Source organism: Streptomyces lincolnensis (genome assembly GCF_001685355.1).
GTDB classification, from domain to species: domain Bacteria; phylum Actinomycetota; class Actinomycetes; order Streptomycetales; family Streptomycetaceae; genus Streptomyces; species Streptomyces lincolnensis.
This window is the reverse complement of record NZ_CP016438.1, coordinates 8,146,699-8,165,594: the sequence shown is the minus strand read 5'-3', so window position 1 is coordinate 8,165,594 and position 18,896 is coordinate 8,146,699. Positions and strand designations below refer to the sequence as shown.

Below are 18,896 nucleotides of genomic sequence, written 5' to 3'. Positions count from 1 at the left end.
CAGGCGCGCGGGCCGTCGATTCCGGTCAACTTCAGGCCGAGTTCACGCATGGCGCGTTGACGGGTCACCGCTGTCTCTCTAGCGTCGCGATGCGTCTTTTGTCACGCGGTGAGCGGGAGGAGCCGACCATGCGCGGAAGACTCCGGGGGTGGGCCGGTTTCCGGTGGTTCGCCGGTTTCCGGGGCCGCCTCGGCTTCCAGGGGTACGGCGCTCTCGTCGCCGTCGTCGTCCTCGCCGCCCTGTGCGCGGCCCTGGCACCGGCACCCACCACACGGGCCACCGCCGTCCCGCGGGCCGTCGGGCCCGTCCCGCTGGAGCGGCTCTTCGACAACACGGCGGTCAGCGACGACGCCCGGCCGGACGCGGCGGACTTCGACGGCTCGGGAGCCTCCCTGTCGGCCCAGGACCTCGCGGCCGCGGGCTGGACGCCCGGCCGCACACTCACCGTGCGGGGCGCGCATCTGACGTGGCCGCGTCGGCAGCCCGGCGAGCCGGACAACGTGCGGGCCGACGGGCAGGACATCGGCGTGGCGGGCCGCGGCGACGCGCTGGTCTTCCTGGTGGCGGGCACCGGCTCGGACACCGTGGGCGGACCGGGCACGGTCTCGTACGCCGACGGCTCCCGCTCCGCGTACCTCCTGACCGCCCCCGACTGGCGCACGGGCCCGCTCGGCACCAAGGCGGTCGCCCTGCCGCACGTCAACACACCGGACGGGCAACTCGCCGGGAAGGCGCGGCTGTACGTCGTGACAGTGCCGCTGGCGCAGGGCCGCGAGGTCGTCTCGGTACGGCTGCCGCGCGCGGATGATCTGCATGTGTTCGCGGTGTCGGTGCGGGCCACCACGCCGGGCTGGAGCGGGAGTTGGGCCGCGGCCACCTCCGGGCTTTTGGCCGTGGGGCCTTGGGCGGACCGGACCGTGCGGCTGGTGGTGCACACCTCGGTGGGCGGGCCCCGGGTGCGGCTGCGGTTCGACAACACCTTCGCGGCGACGCTGGTACGGATCGGACGCGCGACGGTGGCCGTGCGGTCGTCCGGCGCTCAGGCACGCGGGACGCCGGTGCGGCTGTCCTTCCGGGGTGCGGCCGGGGCCGACATCCCGGCCGGTGCACAGGCGTTCAGCGATCCGCTGTCCTTCGCGGTGCCGGCGGACGCCGATCTGCTGGTGAGCTTCCATCTGCCCCAGGCGGTGTCCGCCGCGCCCGTGCACCGGCTCGCGGTGCAGCGGTCGTACGTGAGCGAAGCGGGCGATCACACGGCGGACCGGGGCTCAACGGCGTACACCACCGTCCTGACGAGTTGGCCGCTGCTGACGGGGGTGGACGTGGGCGGAGGGCCGGGGTCGGTGGTGCTCCTCGGCGACTCGATCACCGACGGGGACCAGTCCACGATGGACACGAACCGGCGCTGGCCCAATGTGCTGGCCACCCGTCTCCTGGCGCAGGCCGTGGTCCCGCGCTACGGCGTCCTCAACCAGGGGATCTCCGCGAACCGTGTGGTCAGCGACCGCTATCCCGGCGACGGCATCTCCACGGACTCGGGCGGGGTGAGCGCCCTGAACCGCTTCGACCGCGATGTCCTCGCCCAGACGTCCGTCCGTACGGCGGTGGTGTTCCAGGGCGTCAACGACGTGCGGTGGGGTGCCACGGCGGACCAGGTGATCGCCGGCCTGCGGGAACTGGCCGGACGGGGCCGGGCGCACGGGCTGCGGATGCTGGCGGCGACGATCCTGCCGTGCCGGGGCGAGGCGCGGTGCACGGCCGCCGTGGACGTCGAGCGGGTCGCCGTCAACTCCTGGATCCGTGAGGCCGGGGTCTTCGACGGGGTGCTCGACTTCGACGAGGCGGTGCGCGACCCTGCGCAACCGGCGCGGATGCTGCCCGCCTACGACAGCGGGGACCATCTGCACCCGGGGGACGCGGGGTTGGCGGCACTGGCCGAGTCGGTGGACCTGAGCCTGCTGTAGTGCACCCGAGCCTGCGGCAGGGGGCTGTCGCTACACGTCCAGGTCGACCACGACCGGCGCGTGGTCGGAGGCACCCTTGCCCTTGCGCTCCTCGCGGTCGACGTAGGCGTCGGTGACGGACTTGGCGAAGGGCTCGTTGCCGTAGACCAGGTCGATGCGCATGCCGCGGTTCTTGGGGAAGCCGAGCTGACGGTAGTCCCAGTAGGTGAAGGGGTGCTCGTACTTCAGGGGCCGGGGCACCACATCGGACAGGCCGGTCTCGCGCAGCGAGGCGAGGGCGGCACGCTCGGCCGGGGTGACATGGGTGAGGCCCTCGAAGGCGGCCACGTCGTAGACGTCGTCGTCCGTCGGAGCCACGTTGTAGTCGCCCAGGACGGCGAAGGGGCGGCTGCCGCCCGCGTCGCCCGCGACGGCCGCCTTCAGGGCCTCGAACCACTGGAGCTTGTAGGCGTAGTGGGGGTGGTCGACCTCGCGGCCGTTCGGCACGTACACCGACCAGACGCGGACCGGGCCGCAGGTCGCGGCGATGGCCCGGGGTTCGGGAGCGCCGTCGTAGCCGGGGTCGCCGGGCAGGCCCTTGACGACGTCCTCGACGCCGAGGCGGGAGATCACCGCCACGCCGTTCCACCGGCCGGTCGCGTGGACCGCCGCCTCGTAGCCCGCCTCGCGCAGCTGGTCGAACGGGAACTGCTCCTCGGCCAGCTTGGCCTCCTGGAGGCACAGCACGTCGGTGCCGCTGCTCTCCAGCCAGGCCAGGAGCCTCGGCAGGCGGGCGGTGATCGAGTTCACGTTCCAGGTCGCGATGCGCATGCCTCACAACCTACCGGGAGGGTCCGACAGTCAGAGGAGGGCCGTCTCACCCGGTGCGAGGCGCAGGTGCTCCGCGCCGCCGAGGGCGCCGATCTGGTTGTCGTAGATGGGGCGCGCGAGGTCGGTGAGGAGGGCGTCGTGCACGTCGTAGGCGCGCTGCGGCTTGACCTCGCGGACGTAGTCGATCACCTCGGAGATCTTGCTCCAGGGGGCCATGACCGGGAGCATCAGCGTCTCCACGGCGTGGTCGGGGACGGTCAGGGCGTCGCCGGGGTGGAAGAGGCGGCCGCCGTCGACGAGGTAGCCGACGTTGGTGATGCGCGGGATGTCCGGGTGGATGACGGCGTGCAGTTCGCCGTGGACCTGGACGTCGAAACCGGCCGCGGTGAAGGTGTCACCGTGGCCGACGGTGTGCACGCGGCCCGGGAAGGCGGCGGAGATCTTCTCGGCGACCGACCTCAGCGTCCAGATCTCGGCGGCCGGATTGGCCTCCAGGGCCGCGCGCAGCCGCTCCTCGTTGAAGTGGTCGGGGTGCTCGTGTGTGACGAGGACCGCGTCCGCGCCGACCGCGGAGTCCTCCTCGCTGAAACCCCCGGGATCGAGGACGAGAGTGCGTCCGTCCTTCTCCAGGCGGACGCAGGAGTGCGACTTCTTCGTGAGTTTCATGGACCTATCCTGCCTCCGGGGCCGGACGAGGGTTCAGTCGGTGGGGGTCGTCTCCTCGCGGATGACCTGCTGGGCCACCTTGAAGGCGCTGTTCGCGGCGGGCACGCCGCAGTAGACGGCCGCCTGGAGCAGCACCTCCTTGATCTCGGTCGGGGTGAGGCCGTTGCGCAGGGCGGCTCGGGTGTGGAAGGCGAGTTCGTCCAGGTGGCCGCCGGCGACCAGGGCGGTGAGGGTGACGCAGCTGCGCGAACGCCGGTCGAGGCCGGGCCGGTCCCAGATCTCGCCCCAGGCGTAGCGGGTGATGAACTCCTGGAAGTCCCCCGAGAACTCGTCGGCCTGCGCCAGCGCCCGGTCCACGTGCGCGTCCCCGAGCACCTCGCGGCGCACCTTGAGACCGGCGTCGTACGGGTCCGGGCGCCCCGCGGCGTGCGGCTGCACGACGGCGGCGGCGATCTCGGCGATGGCCACGGGCTGCGGGGGCGCGGCGGCCAGGACCGGCTTGACCGGGGATGCCTGGATCGCCGTCATGCCGGTGGTGGAGTCGAAGCCGGGCTGCCAGGCGGTGGAGAAATGTCTGACCAGCAGATCGGTGACGGCGGCCGGCTGCTCGACCGGCACCAGGTGGGAGGCGCCGGGAACGACCGCGAGGCGGGCGTCGGGGATGCCCGCGACCAGGGTGCGGGCCTCGGCGGGCCCGGTGACCTGGTCGTCCGAGCCGACGAGGACGAGCGTGGGCACGCCGACCCGGCCGAGCTCCGGGCGCACGTCGAAGGAGGCCAGCGCCTCGCAGGAGGCGATGTAGCAGCCGGGATCGGTGGTGCGCACCATCTGCACCGCCCACTCGGTGATCGCGGGCTGCGCGGCCGCGAACCCGCTGGTGAACCAGCGCTCGGGGGACGTGCGGGCGATCGGGTCGAGCCCGTTGGTGCGCACGATCACCCCGCGCTGGCGGAACTCGTCGGCCGTGCCGAAGCGGGGCGAGGCGGCGATCAGCGCGAGTGAGGCGAGGCGTTCCGGGTGGCGCAGGGCCAGCTCGATGCCGACCGCGCCGCCCAGGGCGCAGCCCGCGTAGCCGAAGCGCTGGACGCCGAGTCCGTCGAGCGTGGCGAGCAGCCGCGCGGTGAGGTCGCCGACCGACCCGGCCGGGTACGCGGGCGCACCCCCGTGCCCCGGCATGTCGAACCGGAAGACACGCCACTGCTTGGCCAGCTCGGGCACCTGCCGGTCCCACATGTGCCACGTGGTACCGAGCGAGGGGCCGAGGATGAGCACCGGGGCGTCTTCGGGGCCGTCGAAACGGTACTGAAGGGCAGGAGTCTTCGTCTCACTCACCGCTCCACGCTAACCGCCTTTTCTCACCCCGCGGCCTCGGGGCCCCCACTCCCCACACCTCGCCCCCGAACATCCGTGGAGATTTCTCACACGGCCTTCACCGGATGCCGCATTTCCGCACCGAACAGACAGCTTGGGCGCCGCACGGTCCGGCCGGACACGGCTCTCAGAGGTCGGCCGGTGTGCCGAGGCCCGTGAGGGCGCCGACCGGGTCCAGGTCGGGGGTGCCCCGGGGCCACCAGTCGTCCCGGCCGGGTTCCGACTCGTAGACGTACCAGAGGCCGTCGCGGCCGAGACGGAGCTGGACATGGCCGCGCGGGTGGGTGAGGCGGTTGTGCGAGGGCCGGAAGGCGGGGAGGTCGGCGGCGAGGAGCAGGGGGCGGGCGCGGTCGAAGCGGCCGGCCGGCGGGTCCCAGGGGTCTTCGAGTACGGCCAGCCCCTCCAGGCCGCCCTGCCGCCAGGCGGCGACCGCGCGTGCCAGGTCGGCCGGGGTGCGGCCGGTGGCGGTGGCGAGCGAGGAGTAGAGGCCGCGGGTGCCGGCCGTGAGGCCGGAACCGGGGCGGGCCGCGGCGAGCCGGACCGCGTCCTGCCACAGGGTCAGCTCGCCGACCGGGTCGCGGCCGGTGGCGAGCAGGGCGTGGGCACGGGCCGCCGCGTCGGTCGCCAGCTGGTCCAGCGCGAAGGGGTCCGGGCCGCCCGCGGTCGCGGGGTACACCGGGGGCTGCTCCGGGTGCGGGGGGACCGGCAACGGTGCCGGCAGGGGCGGGAGTCGGCGGTCCGCCAGGGCCTCCGTGGCCCGTACGCCCGGCAGGGGCGCCGGTCCCTGTTCCTGGGCCGCGCGGGCCGCACGGGCGGCGCTGAGCCGGGACAGGGCCTCCAGCAGTTCGCGTTCGCCGCGGCCGCGCAGCAGGAGCAGGACGAACGGGTCGGCATCCAGCAACCGGGCGGTCTGGTAGCAGAGGGCGGCCGCGTGCTTGCAGGGGTGACCGGAGTCGGGGCAACTGCACCGCGGGTCCAGCTCCCTCGGGCCCGGCAGCAGCGGCACCCCGGTCTCGGCGAGCGACGGGGGCAGTTCCCTGTCGAGCAGCGCGGCGATGTCCCCGGTCCGCTCGGCCGCGCCGTGCAGCAGGCGGTCCCAGTCCTCGTCGTCGAGCGTGCGCAGCCTCACCTGCACGCGGTACGGCCTGGGCCGGCTGCCCTGCACATAGGCCAGCACCAGTCCCGGCGTCACCGTGATCGCGTCCACGTGCCCCTTCTCGGCGTAACCACGGCCCCGCGCCAGCCGCTTGGCGTCCAGCGCGCCCTCCTCCAACGCCTCGACCCAGGCATTGCCCCACCAGGTCGCGGCGAAGCCGTCGTCGTCGGACTCCCTGGGCCGGGGCGCGAAGGCCGGGAAGGTACGGCGCAGGTCGCCGTCGCGGGAGGGGGCGGCCATGGAGGGCGGGGTGCGGGGCAGTGTGGGCTGGGCCGGGGACTCGACGGACCCGGCGTGGTCGAGGGGCGCCGAGCCGTCGGTGGGGTCCGGTGGGATGGTCGCGGCAGGACTCGCGACGGGGTGGTGGGTGTCCTCGGGCCGCCGGTCCGACGTCGTGGTGTCTTCGGGCGAACCGGCCCGGTGAGTAAGGCTGTTGCCTTCGTGGGCCTCCTCCGGAGGAGTCTCGTCGGTCGGCATCTTGAACGCGTCCGCCAGCAACCCCCGCACGTCACGCGCCCGGGGCCCGACCGCCCGATGAGCTGTACCGCCGGTGATCGGCCCTGCGGCCGGGGCCCGCCGCGGCCGAGGAGCCGCCCCGCGGGCCGGGGACACGGCCTCGGCCGAGACCTGCCGGGCCGCGCTGCGCGCCGCGCGCAGCGCCTCACGCGCGACATCCCCGGGCCGGGTGTCCGGGTGTCCGGGCTCGGCTTCCTGCTCCGCCGGGCCGGGTGGTGGCGTTCCTTCGGCGGCATCCGGCACTCTGTCGACACCGACACCGCCGACCCCCGTGGAGCCGCTCTCGGCATCACCACCGAGTGCACCGGGTGCCTCCTGCGTCCCCGTCGTGTCGTCGGCGGTCGGCTCTGCGCCGCGCCGGGCCGCCACGGCCTTCCGCAGCGCCTCACGCGCCACGTCACCCGGCCGCGACGGGCACTCGGGCGTCGCGGCTTCACCGGGCGCCGCGCCTCCGCCGGACGGCCCCTCCGCACCGGCTGTCCCGCCTCCCCCGGACACCACGTCCCCACCGGACACCGCACCGCCCTCCGGCGCCGCGTCCTCACCGCTCGGCTCGGGGCACGGTCCCGAGGTGTCGGTGGTCGTGGAGGCCGACCGGGAGGCTCGTTCGCGGGCCGCTCGCAGCGCGCGGCGGGCCTCGTCGGCGGGGTGGGGTGTCATGAGGTCCTCCGGAGGCGGACCAGGTCGGACAGATCGCGGTCGGTCAGTTCGGTGAGGGCCGACTCGCCGGAGCCGAGGATCGCGTCGGCCAGGGCCCGCTTGGCCTCCAGCATCTCGGCGATGCGGTCCTCGACCGTGCCCTCGGTGATGAGGCGGTGGACCTGCACGGGCTGGGTCTGGCCGATGCGGTAGGCGCGGTCGGTGGCCTGTTCCTCGACGGCCGGGTTCCACCAGCGGTCGAAGTGGACGACATGGCCCGCGCGGGTGAGGTTCAGGCCGGTGCCCGCGGCCTTCAGGGACAACACCAGTACCGGGGTCGCGCCGCTCTGGAAGCGGTCCACCATCCGTTCGCGTTCGGGCACCGGCGTGCCGCCGTGCAGCAGGTCCACCGGGACCGCGCGGGCGGCGAGGTGGGAGGTGATCAGGCGGGCCATCCCGACGTACTGCGTGAAGACGATCGCCGAGCCGTCCTCGGCGAGGAGCGTGTCGAGCAGTTCGTCGAGGAGGGCGAGCTTGCCGGAGCGGGCGGCTAGGCGGTCGACGGCCGCCGGCGGGACGTCCTCCTTCAGGTACAGCGCCGGGTGGTCGCAGATCTGCTTGAGCGCGCCCAGCAGCTTCAGCACCAGGCCCCGGCGCCCGATGCCTTCGGCCGTCTCGATGGCGAGCATCGACTCGCGTACCACCGCTTCGTAGAGCGCGGCCTGTTCGCGGGTGAGCGGGACGGGGTGGTCCGTCTCGGTCTTGGGCGGCAGTTCGGGGACGATGCCGGGGTCGGACTTCTTGCGGCGCAGCAGGAAGGGGCGGACGAGACGGGCGAGCCTGGCCACCGCCTCCTCGTCCTCGCCGTTCTCCACGGCTCGCGCGTGCCGGGCGCGGAAGGACTTCAGAGGGCCCAGGAGGCCGGGTGTCGTCCAGTCCAGCAGCGCCCAGAGCTCGGAGAGGTTGTTCTCGACCGGGGTGCCGGTCAGGGCCACGCGCGCCGGGGAGGGGATCGTGCGCAGGGCCTTGGCCGTCGCCGAGTAGGGGTTCTTGACGTGCTGCGCCTCGTCGGCGACGACCATGCCCCACGGCTGCTGGGCGAGGACGGGGGCCGCCGAGCGCATGGTGCCGTACGTGGTGAGGACGAAGCCGCCGTCGAGGTCCTCCAGGGTGCGGTCCGGGCCGTGGAAGCGGCGGACGGGGACGCCGGGGGCGAACCGGGTGATCTCGCGCTGCCAGTTGCCGAGCAGGGAGGCCGGGCAGACCACCAGGGTCGGCTCGCCGCGGTCCCGGCGCAGGTGCAGGGCGATGAGGGTGATCGTCTTGCCGAGGCCCATGTCGTCGGCGAGGCAGCCGCCGAGACCGAGTGAGGTCATCAGGTCCAGCCAGGCGAGGCCGTGGAGTTGGTAGTCCCTCAGCCGTGCGTTCAGCCCGGCCGGCGGCTCGGCGGGCCGGACCCCGGCCGTCAGACGCTCGCGCAGGGTGGCCAGGGCACCGACGGGGACCGCCTCGACGGTCTCGCCGTCGACCTCCGCGCTGCCGGTGAGGGCGACGGAGAGCGCGTCGACCGGGTCGAGCAGCCCCAGTTCGCGCTTGCGGGCCTTGCGGACCAGGGCGGGGTCGACCAGCACCCACTGGTCCCTGAGGCGGACGACCGGGCGGTGGGCCTCGGCCAGCGCGTCCATCTCACCCTCGCTGAGCGGGTCGCCGCCGAGCGCCAACTGCCAGCGGAACTGGAGGAGTTCCTCGCTCTCGAAGAACCCGGTGCCGTCGGTCGCCGAGCCCGGAGCGGGCCGGACCACGGCGGCTGCGGTGAGGTCCTGAGCCAGGTCGCGGGGCCAGTGCACGGCGACCCCGGCCGCCGCGAGCCGGGTCGCGGCGATGCCGAGCAGGTCGCCCAACTCCTCGTCGGACAGGGCCAGTACGTCGGGCACGTCCTGCTCGGTGAGCCGGTCCAGCGGCGCCCAGACGCGGGCGGCGCGGCGCACGGCGAGTGCCGCGTCCACACGGGCGCGTGGCCCGAACGCCGCGTCCGTCTCGCCCGCCCACAGGGCCGCCGCGTCGGCCACCAGGGTGGGGTCGGCGAGGCTGTGCACCTGGACGATCGCCGCGCCCGCGCTGCGGGCGCCGTCGCCGCCGTCCTCGTCGAACAGGTCGTAGGCCGAGAGGTCCAGGCGGAGCGAGACCCGCACGCCCGCGTCCATGCCCGCGGCGACTTCCGCCGCCCAGTCCTGGGCGTCGGGCAGGCGCTGCGCCGCCCGCGCCGCGAAGGGCAGGCCGGAGGCGTAGGGCGCGGCGGGGGTGCGGGGCAGGGTGTCCGCGACCGCGTCCAGGAAGGCGCGCATCAGCGCTTCCGGTTCGGGCAGGCGGATCGGGCCCGGGCCGGACAGCGGGACCGCGTGTCCTTCGGACGGCAGGGCGGCGGCGATCGCCCTCAGGTGGGCGATGTCGTCCGGGTCGAGGGGTCCGGCCCGCCAGGCGTCGTGGCCGGTGGCGGTCAGGCCGGGGAGCAGCCGGCCGCGGGCGGTCAGCCGCAGCGCGTGCAGCGCGGCCGCGCCCCAGCACGCCGTGGCGGGGTGGGCGGCGGGGTCCCGCCGGGCGTGCACGAGCAGGGGCAGGGCCCGCGCGAGGGGCAGCGACAGCGCGGGGGCGGTCCGGCGGCGCACGCCGGCCCCATGGCGTCGTACGACGGTGATCTCGCCGTCGGAGGCGGGCAGCGGGCCGTCCTCGGGGTCCCAGAAGGCGACGCGTCCGTGCCGGGGCAGGGGGTCGGGCAGGAACACGGCGGCGAGCCGGACGGGAATGTCGCCCACGCCCGCGGCCTCTGGTTCGGCCACCGCGGCCACGTCGCGCATACGTCCTGTCACCTCCCGCCCGTGTGTCGGATCAGTCGTCTCCGACTTTACGGGCGGGGTCTGACAATCGGCTCCGGCGACCCGGCCGGGCCCGCTACGGGACCGTGCGGGAGACGAGGAACACCATCGGGGCGGCCGGGTCGGCCCGGTTCACCACGACGTCGTGCGTGGGGGCGGGGTTCTTCTGCTTGTGGATGAGGCCCGCCCAGGTGCCCGGTCCCGCGAACGACCATCCGGTGACCGACTGGTCGCGGGAGCTGATGGTGATCTTCCCCGGTTTCAGGTCGGCCGGGTTGACGCCCATGCCGGTGAGGAAGGCGTCCAGGCCCGCGTCCGTGGTGCGGAACTGGACGTACAGGCGACTGGTCTTCCAGTTGTTGGTCTCGTAGTAGGCGATCCGGTCCGCCGGGTGCGGGACCGGCACCTCGTAGATACGGCGCTGGAGCTTGGACGGCCAGCCCTCGGTGAGGCCGGTCGCCGAGTACTTCGCCTCCTTGTCCTTGCCGCTGTTGCGGCTCTGGTTGGCGGAGATCACCAGATAGCCGGCCGGTACGCCGATGAGCAGCACGATGATGGTCAGCGTGAGCGCCCGGCGGCGGATCATGTGGCGACGGTCCTCCGTCGGCCGGTCCGGCTCCTGCGACGATCCGACGTGGCCCGGGAGGGAAGCGGTCACGCGGACCCCTGTGACGTGCGACGGGCCTCCGTGTACCGCTCGTACCGCTCGTACCGCTCCACCCGGCGACGGTTGGCGCGGCGGAAGCGGCGGGCGACGAGACGGGCGAGGTCGGCGGCGCCGACCATGCCGGCCTCGGGACCGAGCTGGGCGCGGGCGATACGGGCTTCGGGACGGTAGCCGCGGCCGGTGAGCTGGCGCTTGAAGGCGTCCCGGGCGGGGCCGATCAGCAGGTCGTCGGCCGCGCTGACACCGCCGCCGATCACGAAGCAGGACGGGTCGAGCGCCGCCGCGAGGTTGGCGATGCCGACGCCGAGCCACTGGCCGATGTCCTGGAGCAACTCGATGCACATCGCGTCGCCCTCGCGGGCCAGCTCGGTGATCATCGGGCCGGTGATGTCGCCGATGTTGCCCTTGACGTGCTCGATGATCCCGTACGCCACCGGGGAGTCGGCGGCGGCCAGCTCGCGGGCCTCCCTGACCAGCGCGTTGCCGGAGCTGTACTGCTCCCAGCAGCCGCGGTTGCCGCACGGGCAGCGGTGGCCGCCGGGCACGACCTGCATATGGCCGAACTCGCCGGCGACGCCGTACTTGCCGCGCTTGACCTGCCCGTCCTCCAGGATGGCGCCGCCGATGCCGGTGCCGAGGGTGATCATGACGAGGTGGTCCTCGCCGCGGCCGGCGCCGAAGCGCCACTCGGCCCAGGCGGCCGTGTTGGCGTCGTTGTCGACCAGCACGGGCACGGCGAGGCGGCCCGCGATGCGGTCGCGCAGCGGCTCGTTGCGCCAGGACAGGTGGGGCGCGAACAGGACGCGGTTGCGGTCGGCGTCGACCCAGCCGGCCGCGCCGATGCCCACCGCGTGCACGTCGTGGCGGTCGGACAGGTCCAGGACCAGTTCGACGATGGTGTCCTCGACGACCTTGGGGCTCTTGGACTTGTCCGGGGTCTCGGTGCGGACCTTCTCCAGGATGTTGCCGTCGGCGTCGACGACGCCCGCCATGACCTTGGTGCCGCCGATGTCGATGCCGACCGTGGGCACGCGGGGCGCGGTCAGGTGCGAGCGGCGCTCCCTTGTGCCGACCGTGCGGAGCGCTGGCGCGCGGCGGGAGCCGATGGGGGCGCTGAAGTTGCCGTAGGTGCTCATCAAGGCCCGATTCTGCCTCACCGCGGGTATGGGTGCTGTGCAGGGGAGCAAAGCGGAGTGCCCGACCATCGCCGCTGCTCTCTTGTCCTTACATTGCGACCAGCCGGAACCGTGCCCTCAGGGACGTACCAGGAGCTGGAACTCGAACGAGTAGCGGGTCGGGCGGTAGGTGTGGGTGCCGTACTCGACCGCGCGGCCGGTGTCGTCGTAGGTGGTGCGCTGCATGGTGAGGAGCGGGGCGCCCTCCTGTTCGGCGAGGCGTTCGGCCTCGGCGGCGGTGGCGGCGCGGGCGCCGATGGACTGGCGGGCGCTGTGGAGGGTGATGCCCGCGGCGCGCATCATGCGGTAGAGGCCGGTCGACTGGAGCTGCTCGGTGTCGAGGTCGAGCAGACCGGGCGGCAGGTAGTTGCACAGGTGCGCCATGGGCTCGCCGTGCGCGAGACGCAGCCGTTCCACCCGGTGCACGTCGCTGTCCTCGGCCACGCCGAGCGCGGCCGCGATCTCGGCGGGCGCCGGGACGACCGTGTTGACGAGGACCTTCGTCGCGGGGCGCTGGCCCGCCGCCTCCAGGTCGTCGTAGAGGCTGCTGAGCTCCAGGGGGCGCTTGACCTGGCTGTGCACGACCTGGGTGCCGACACCGCGGCGGCGCACGAGCAGGCCCTTGTCGACGAGCGACTGGATGGCCTGGCGGACGGTGGGCCGCGACAGGCCGAGCCGGGCGGCCAGCTCGATCTCGTTGCCCAGGAGGCTGCCGGGGGTGAGCGCCCCGTGCTCGATGGCGGCCTCCAGCTGCTGGGACAGCTGGAAGTACAGCGGCACGGGGCTGCTGCGGTCCACACGGAGATCGAGGGTCACAGTCGGATCCACTTCTGGTTTCGGCACGGCCCGAGCGTAGCTCCGTGCGTTGTTGACGGGAAGTTGTGTAGTTCGATTGTCCGGACATACGCATTGACAGCGCGGGGTCTCCGCCCACATTTTGTTCACATGCGCATCGGCGTCATCGGTACGGGCCGCATCGGCACCATTCACGCGAACACACTCAGCCGGCACCGGGAGGTCGGCTCCTTGATCCTCACGGACGCGGACCCGGCACGGGCCCAGGATCTCGCGTACCGGCTGGGCGAGACGGCGGCGCCCGGAGTGGACGAGATCTTCAGGTGGGGCGTGGACGCCGTGGTGATCACCACGTCGACGTCGGCCCACGCCGAACTGATCGGTCGGGCAGCACGCTCGGGGCTGCCCGTGTTCTGCGAGAAGCCCATCGCGATCGATCTGGCGGGCACCTTACAGGCGATCGGCGAGGTCGAGACGGCGGGCACGGTCCTCCAGATGGGCTTCCAGCGCCGCTTCGACGCGGGTTACACGGGGGCACGCGAGGCGGTCCGCTCGGGGCGGCTCGGGCGGCTGCACACCGTGCGGGCACTGACCTCCGACCAGGCGCCGCCGCCGGCCGCGTATCTGCCGGTCTCCGGCGGGCTGTACCGGGACACGGCGATCCACGACTTCGACGTGCTGCGCTGGGTGACCGGGCGCGAGATCCTCGACGTGTACGCGGCCGGGTCCGACGCCGGCGGGGCGATGTTCCGTGAGGCGGGCGACGTGGACACCGGGGCGGCGCTGCTCACCCTGGACGACGGCACGCTCGCCACGGTGACCGCGACGCGGCTGAACGGGGCGGGCTACGACGTGCGGATGGAGTTGGCCGGGGAGCTGGACCAGGTCGTGGTCGGGCTGGACGACCGTACGCCCATCGCGTCCACCGAGCCGACGGGGCCGCCGGCCGCGGACAAGCCGTGGACGGGGTTCCTGGAGCGGTTCGGGCCCGCCTACGAGGCCGAGCTGTGCGCGTTCGTCGACGTGGTGCGGGGGGAGCTGGCCAACCCGTGCGACGGGCGCGAGGCCTTGCAGGCGCTGCGGGTGGCCGAGGCGTGCGAGGTGTCCCGTCGGGAGCGCAGGGTCGTGTGGCTGGCGGAGATTCCGGGCGGGGACGCGTCGGCGGTCCTGTGAGGGCGTACGGTCGCCGCGGACCGGCGCCACCGGTGGCGCTGTGAGCGGGCCCGGCCTCCCGCGCCGCCGCCGAGGGCCTACCACCGCACCGGCAGGCTGCGCAGCCCCCGTATGAGCATGCCCGGCAGCCACTCCCCCGGCGGGCCGTCCAGGGTGAGGGCCGGGGCGCGCTCCAGGAGGGAGCGCAGCGCGGTGCGGGCCTCCAGACGGGCCAGGGGGGCGCCCACGCAGAAGTGGATGCCGTGGCCGAAGGCGACGTGACCGCGGGTGTCGCGGTGGATGTCGAAACGGTGCGGGTCGGGGTAGCGGGCCTCGTCGCGGTCGGCGGCGGTGAGGCCGATCATCACGGGGTCGCCCTGGGCGATGGGGGTGCCGGCGATCTCCAGGGGCTCGGCGGCGTACCGGAACGTGGCGTTCGCCACGGGGCCCTCGTGGCGCAGGGTCTCCTCGACCGCGCTGTCCACGAGGCTCATGTCGGCGCGCAGGGCGGCGAGTTGGTCGGGGTGGGTGAGCAGGGCGTGGACGGCGTTGGTGATGAGGTTGACCGTCGTCTCGTGGCCGGCGATCAGCAGCAGGAAGGCCATGCCGCGCAGTTCCGCCGGGGAGAGCCGGTCGCCGTCCTCCGCGGTGGTGCGGATCAGATCGCCGAGGAGGTCGTCGCCGGGTCCGGAGCGCCGCTTGTCCTCGATCAGCTCGGTGAGGTATTCGCCGAGCCTCAGGACGGCGTCGTAGGAGTTCTCGGGGCTGGTGGGTGCGACGACCTCCGTCGACTGCTTGCGGAACTCCGCGCGGTCCATCTCGGGGACGCCGAGGAGTTCACAGATCACCGTGATCGGCAGCGGGTAGGCGAGCGATTCCACCAGGTCGGCCCGGCCGAGCGGAAGCATCGCGTCGAGGAGGCCGTCGGTGATCTCCTGGACCCGGGGCCGCAGCCGCTCCACCCGCCGCATGGTGAAGGCGCGGGAGACGAGTCCGCGCAGCCGGGTGTGCTCGGGCGGGTCGGTGCCCAGCAGGTGGCGGCCGATCAGCTGCTCGTCGTTGAACACCATGCCGATGCGCCGGCCGTCCTTGGACAGCCGGGGGTCGGCGAGCGCGGCCCGCACCTCCTCGTGGCCGACGACGAGCCAGGACCAGTAGTCGGGCGTGGACCCGGGGGGTCGGATCCGGTGCACCGGGCCGCGCTCGCGCAGGCCGGCGTACACCGGGTGCGGGTCCGTGCGGAACGCGTCGCCGTACTCCCCGAGATCGATCACGTCGTCCATGCCGTCCCCCTCCTACCCCTCTGCCCCTCACCCGCCCAACGTCCGGCGGCGCCGCCTAGTGCCCGTCCTCCCCCACGTCCTCCAGAAGCCCCGCGTCGTAGGCCAACAGGGCGATCTGGACACGGTTGTTGAGGTCGAGCTTGGCCAGGATGCGGGAGACGTGGGTCTTGACCGTGGCGACGCTCATGAAGAGGGCGGTGCCGATCTCGGCGTTGGACAGGCCCCGGCCGACCGCGACGGCGACCTCGCTCTCCCGGTCGTTGAGGGCGGCGATCCGGGCACGCGCGCGCGTGCGGCGCGTGTCGGCGGAGGCGCCGGCCGCGTGGGTCATCAACTGGCGGGTCACCGTGGGCGACAGGACGGGGTCGCCGGCCGCGACCCGGCGTACCGCGGCGAGGATCTCGGCGGGCGGGGTGTCCTTGAGGACGAATCCGGCGGCTCCCGCGCGCAGCGCCCGCAGCACCTGCTCGTCGGCGTGGAAGGTGGTCAGGACCACCACCTGCGGGGCCTCGGTCCGGGCCCGCAGGCGCTCGGTGGCGGTCAGGCCGTCCGTCACGGGCATCCGGATGTCCATGAGGACGACGTCCGGCCGGGTGCGGTCGACGAGTTCCTCGACCTCGCCGCCGTCGGCCGCCTCACCGACGATCTCGATGTCCTCGGCGCCGCCCATCATCAGGGACAGGCCGGCCCTGACGAGCGGGTCGTCGTCGACGAGGAGCAGTCTGATCGCAGTCATGGGCCCTACGTAATCACGGTTACCGAGCACGGGTGAGCAGGTCGGGTGAGCCTGGCCGGGGGACGGCCCCGGGACGGGACGGTATGTCGCGTCGCGTCAACGTGCGTGTGGGGGCGCGGTGTTGGCACGACGGCGCGCTCGCGGCCGGCCGGGTCGGGCACCCGCAGGTCGCCGGGGAAGGCCGGATCGCGCGCCCGGGCCCCGCCTGGGACGCCCGGTCGGCCCCGCGCCCCCGTCTCACCCCCACGGCAGCCACGCCCGCACCCGGAAGCCCCCGTCGTCGTGCGGCCCGTGGTGCAGGTGGCCGCCGGCGAGGGTGGCTCGCTCCGTCAGGCCGATGAGGCCCTGGCCGGAACCGGGGACGTGGGGGACCTCGCCCTCGGAGGGCGGGTTGCTGACGGACACCTCCAGGCCCTCGCCCGGGGCGCCGGTGACGGTCACCGTGACCTCGGTGCCGGGGGCGTGCTTGCGGGCGTTGGTGAGGCCCTCCTGGGCGATGCGGTAGGCGGTGCGGCCGATGGAGGCGGGAACCCCGGCGGCGTCGGTGACGCGGCTGTCGAGGGTGACCTTCATGCCGGCCTCGCGGGACTCGGCGACGAGGACGTCCAGCGCGGCCAGCGTCGGCTGGGGGCGGCCCGTGTCGTCGGGCTCGGCCGCCCTGAGCACGCCGATGATCTCCCGCAGGTCCTGGAGCGCCTCGTGCGCGCTCTCCCGGATGACGCCGGCCGCCCGCGCGACCTCCTCACGGGGCGCGTCCGGACGGAACTCCAGGGCGCCCGCGTGCACGCTCAGCAGGGTCAGACGGTGGGCGAGGACGTCGTGCATCTCGCGGGCGATGGCCTCCCTGGCGAGCCGCTGCGCCTGCTCCGCACGCAGGCTCGCCTCGTTCTCGGCCTGGCGCGCACGGTCGCGGAAACTCAGCCAGAGCTGCCGCTTGGCGCGCACGACCAGGCCCCAGCCGACCAGCGCGGCGGTCATCAGGACGAAGATGACGACCGCGACCAGGTACGACAGTTCGGGGTCGGGGCGCAGCCAGAAGTACACCGGGATCAGCGCGATGTTGATGCCGCCCACCCAGGCGACGTACCGGAAGGGGCGGTGCACGGCGAGCGTGAACAGGGCGATCATGCAGGCGCCGCCCGCGGTGTCGGAGATGATCCCGACGGGGACGGTCGCGAGGGCCAGCCCGACCGGCCAGCGGCGACGCAGCCACACCGCGGCGCACGCGAGCGCGCCGATCCACTGGTCGAGGACGGCGATCCCCTCGGGCACATGAGGGTTGTTGGTGACCGCGTCGGCGCCGACCAGGCCGACGAGGACGGCGACGAAGAAGCAGGTGAAGTCGACGATCCAGTCACGCGCGGTGCGCCGGTGTCGCGGCCCGCGCGGACCGGCGTCGGCGTTGGCGTCGAACTCGTGGGCCACGGCGGACGGCAGCAGCCACCGCCGCCCCGGGAAGGCCGGCGGGTCGGACACCGTCTCGTCGCCACTCACATTCGACAAATCTACGCAGCGCGGCGCCGCTCCACCTCCCCGTGTGGGAGATCGTCGACCAAAGTCGCACGGCCGGAGACTTTCGGCGCCGCCGGAGCAGCGGAGGCGAGGCTTCCGTCGGACGGGTCTCGCCCCGCGGCCGATGTCCGTGGGGGGACCGCGGGGCGAGAGTCTGTGGCATGAAGCAGTTGCTGGAGCTACTCGGTTTCATCGCCCTGGCGCAGGGCGTGATGGGCCTGCTGCACGAGTTCACCGACTGGCGTCTGGGGCTCGTCCAGCGGATCGACTTTTTCGACGGCTACGAGATCTACGCGAACGTCACCCTGATCGTGCTGGCGTTCGCGCTGTTCGCCGTCGCCGGGAGCCGGAGGTCCGGCTGAGCTCGGACCGGACCTCCGCCCCGGCGGCCGCGGTCAGCAGCCGTAGTTCACCAGGTCGAACGTGGCGTAGTGGTCGGCCGTGTAGTAGTCCTCCCGGGTCTCCTCACCGGTGACGATGCGGCGGGCACCGCGCGTGGAGGAGCCGGGCGTGATGACCGTGTACTCGTGGTAGTAGCCGCTCGACTGACTGGGCAGGACGCCTTCCCGGTTCTGGAAGACGGTCCCGTCCTGGGAGTACGGGTAGGGGCCACCCTGCTCGATCAGGTCGAGGGTGTCGTGGGCCTGCGAGGGCAGGGCGCTGTAGCAGATGTTGCCGACCGCGGTGGCGGCGGCGTTCGCCGAGGTGGCGGTGACGGTGCCGCCGAGGAGGACGGCGGACAGGAGCGCGGCTGCGGCGCCGATGCGTGTTGCGCGTGGGGGGAAGTTCATGGAGTCATGATGACGCGCGTAGACAGTGGCATGTCAATGTCAAGTCTGGAGAATTTCCCGTCAAGTCCGATCCGTTTTCGCGAAGTTAACCTGCCGCCCGGCGTCTTCACGAGCAGCCGGGCGGTTACGCGTTGTCCGGGAGGGTGTAGTCGCCGTACTCCGGGCGTCCCGCCAGGTCGTACGTCTGGATGGAGACCCCCTTCGAGGTGACGCTTCCGCCCGAGTGCCGGAAGGCCGTCGGTACGGCGCCCTCGACGAACAGGCGGCGGCCCGCGCCCAGCACGACGGGGAACGTGAGCAGGTGGACCGTGTCGACGAGGTCGAGGTTCAGCAGGGACCGGAGGAGGGCGCCGCTGCCGTGCAGTTGGAGTTCGCCGGCGGTGCGCTCCTTGAGGGCGGTGATCTCCTTGGCGAGATCGCCGCCGATCACGGTGGTGCCGGCCCAGTCGGCGTCGGTGAGGCTCCCCGAAGCGACGTACTTCGGCAGGGAGTTGAGCCGGGACGCGACCGGGTCCGCCGGGTCGGTCACCCTCGGCCAGTACCCGGAGAAGATGTCGTACGTGCGGCGGCCGAGGAGGAACGCGTCGGCGCGGTCGAATACCTCGCCGATGAACCGGCCGAAGTCCTCGTCGTTGAACGGGAACGTCCAGCCACCCTGCTCGAAGCCGCCGCGGGTGTCTTCCTGGGGGCCGCCGGGGGCCTGGTAGACGCCGTCGAGGCTGACGAAGATCGTGGAGACGAGCTTGCCCATGTGGGTGCCTTCTTCCTGCTTCCCGGTATTCGGGGTCGG

Annotated in this window: 16 protein-coding genes; 3 read left to right on the top strand and 13 right to left on the bottom strand. The window is 73.4% G+C overall.

Going from position 1 to position 18,896, the window contains the following annotated elements; translation table 11 throughout:
* The first annotated feature begins 128 nt into the window (after positions 1 to 128).
* Complete coding sequence (locus SLINC_RS36070; protein ID WP_079164906.1) at positions 129 to 1,964, top strand: SGNH/GDSL hydrolase family protein; 1,836 nt, start codon at positions 129 to 131, stop codon at positions 1,962 to 1,964.
* Positions 1,965 to 1,994: 30 nt separating this feature from the next.
* Here SLINC_RS36070 and SLINC_RS36065 read toward each other — a convergent pair whose 3' ends face one another.
* The 8 genes from SLINC_RS36065 to SLINC_RS36030 all read right to left on the bottom strand — a co-directional run bounded on the left by SLINC_RS36065 (position 1,995) and on the right by SLINC_RS36030 (position 12,653).
* Positions 1,995 to 2,774 carry an exodeoxyribonuclease III gene (locus tag SLINC_RS36065; protein WP_067442410.1) on the bottom strand — a complete coding sequence of 260 codons (780 nt, stop codon included), beginning with the start codon at positions 2,772 to 2,774 and terminating at the stop codon, positions 1,995 to 1,997.
* A 30-nt stretch (positions 2,775 to 2,804) separates the two neighbouring features.
* A complete protein-coding gene (locus SLINC_RS36060; protein ID WP_067442408.1) occupies positions 2,805 to 3,440 on the bottom strand; it encodes an MBL fold metallo-hydrolase in 636 nt (211 codons plus the stop codon).
* A 33-nt stretch (positions 3,441 to 3,473) separates the two neighbouring features.
* Positions 3,474 to 4,772, bottom strand: a complete 1,299-nt coding sequence (gene pcaDC / locus SLINC_RS36055; RefSeq protein ID WP_067442406.1) for a bifunctional 3-oxoadipate enol-lactonase/4-carboxymuconolactone decarboxylase PcaDC — start codon at positions 4,770 to 4,772, stop codon at positions 3,474 to 3,476.
* 166 nt (positions 4,773 to 4,938) lie between these two features.
* The gene (locus SLINC_RS36050; protein WP_067442404.1) at positions 4,939 to 7,143 is read right to left on the bottom strand and encodes an SWIM zinc finger family protein; all 2,205 of its coding nucleotides are present in this window, start codon (positions 7,141 to 7,143) and stop codon (positions 4,939 to 4,941) included.
* Complete coding sequence (locus SLINC_RS36045) at positions 7,140 to 9,977, bottom strand: DEAD/DEAH box helicase (protein ID WP_067442402.1); 2,838 nt, start codon at positions 9,975 to 9,977, stop codon at positions 7,140 to 7,142. The genes SLINC_RS36050 and SLINC_RS36045 overlap by 4 nt, the downstream gene beginning before the upstream one ends.
* A 94-nt stretch (positions 9,978 to 10,071) precedes the next feature.
* A complete protein-coding gene (locus SLINC_RS36040; protein WP_067442400.1) occupies positions 10,072 to 10,653 on the bottom strand; it encodes a sugar kinase in 582 nt (193 codons plus the stop codon).
* Positions 10,650 to 11,798: an ROK family glucokinase gene (locus SLINC_RS36035; RefSeq protein ID WP_067442398.1), complete on the bottom strand. Its 1,149-nt coding sequence runs from the start codon at positions 11,796 to 11,798 to the stop codon at positions 10,650 to 10,652. The genes SLINC_RS36040 and SLINC_RS36035 overlap by 4 nt, the downstream gene beginning before the upstream one ends.
* Positions 11,799 to 11,915: 117 nt before the next feature.
* Positions 11,916 to 12,653 carry a GntR family transcriptional regulator gene (locus SLINC_RS36030; RefSeq protein ID WP_107406730.1) on the bottom strand — a complete coding sequence of 246 codons (738 nt, stop codon included), beginning with the start codon at positions 12,651 to 12,653 and terminating at the stop codon, positions 11,916 to 11,918.
* Positions 12,654 to 12,782: 129 nt separating this feature from the next.
* Between SLINC_RS36030 and SLINC_RS36025 the strand changes: the two genes are divergently transcribed.
* Positions 12,783 to 13,805, top strand: a complete 1,023-nt coding sequence (locus SLINC_RS36025; protein ID WP_067442394.1) for a Gfo/Idh/MocA family protein — start codon at positions 12,783 to 12,785, stop codon at positions 13,803 to 13,805.
* A gap of 77 nt (positions 13,806 to 13,882) precedes the next feature.
* On the opposite strand, the gene SLINC_RS36020 is transcribed toward SLINC_RS36025, so the two are convergent.
* The 3 genes from SLINC_RS36020 to SLINC_RS36010 form a co-directional block, all read right to left on the bottom strand.
* Entirely contained in the window at positions 13,883 to 15,067 is a 1,185-nt protein-coding gene (locus tag SLINC_RS36020; RefSeq protein WP_067442392.1) for a cytochrome P450 family protein, read from the bottom strand.
* A 55-nt stretch (positions 15,068 to 15,122) separates the two neighbouring features.
* Positions 15,123 to 15,803 (bottom strand): response regulator transcription factor, encoded by a 681-nt coding sequence (locus SLINC_RS36015; protein WP_067442390.1) that lies wholly within the window; start codon positions 15,801 to 15,803, stop codon positions 15,123 to 15,125.
* Between the two features lie 237 nt (positions 15,804 to 16,040).
* Complete coding sequence (locus tag SLINC_RS36010; RefSeq protein WP_067442388.1) at positions 16,041 to 17,306, bottom strand: sensor histidine kinase; 1,266 nt, start codon at positions 17,304 to 17,306, stop codon at positions 16,041 to 16,043.
* A gap of 170 nt (positions 17,307 to 17,476) precedes the next feature.
* Here SLINC_RS36010 and SLINC_RS36005 point away from each other — a divergent pair, with 170 nt between their 5' ends.
* The gene (locus tag SLINC_RS36005; protein ID WP_067442386.1) at positions 17,477 to 17,677 is read left to right on the top strand and encodes a hypothetical protein; all 201 of its coding nucleotides are present in this window, start codon (positions 17,477 to 17,479) and stop codon (positions 17,675 to 17,677) included.
* Positions 17,678 to 17,710: 33 nt separating this feature from the next.
* On the opposite strand, the gene SLINC_RS36000 is transcribed toward SLINC_RS36005, so the two are convergent.
* Positions 17,711 to 18,106 carry a guanyl-specific ribonuclease gene (locus SLINC_RS36000; protein ID WP_067442384.1) on the bottom strand — a complete coding sequence of 132 codons (396 nt, stop codon included), beginning with the start codon at positions 18,104 to 18,106 and terminating at the stop codon, positions 17,711 to 17,713.
* Between the two features lie 124 nt (positions 18,107 to 18,230).
* The gene (locus tag SLINC_RS35995) at positions 18,231 to 18,857 is read right to left on the bottom strand and encodes a dihydrofolate reductase family protein (RefSeq protein ID WP_067442382.1); all 627 of its coding nucleotides are present in this window, start codon (positions 18,855 to 18,857) and stop codon (positions 18,231 to 18,233) included.
* Between the last annotated feature and the right edge of the window lie 39 nt (positions 18,858 to 18,896).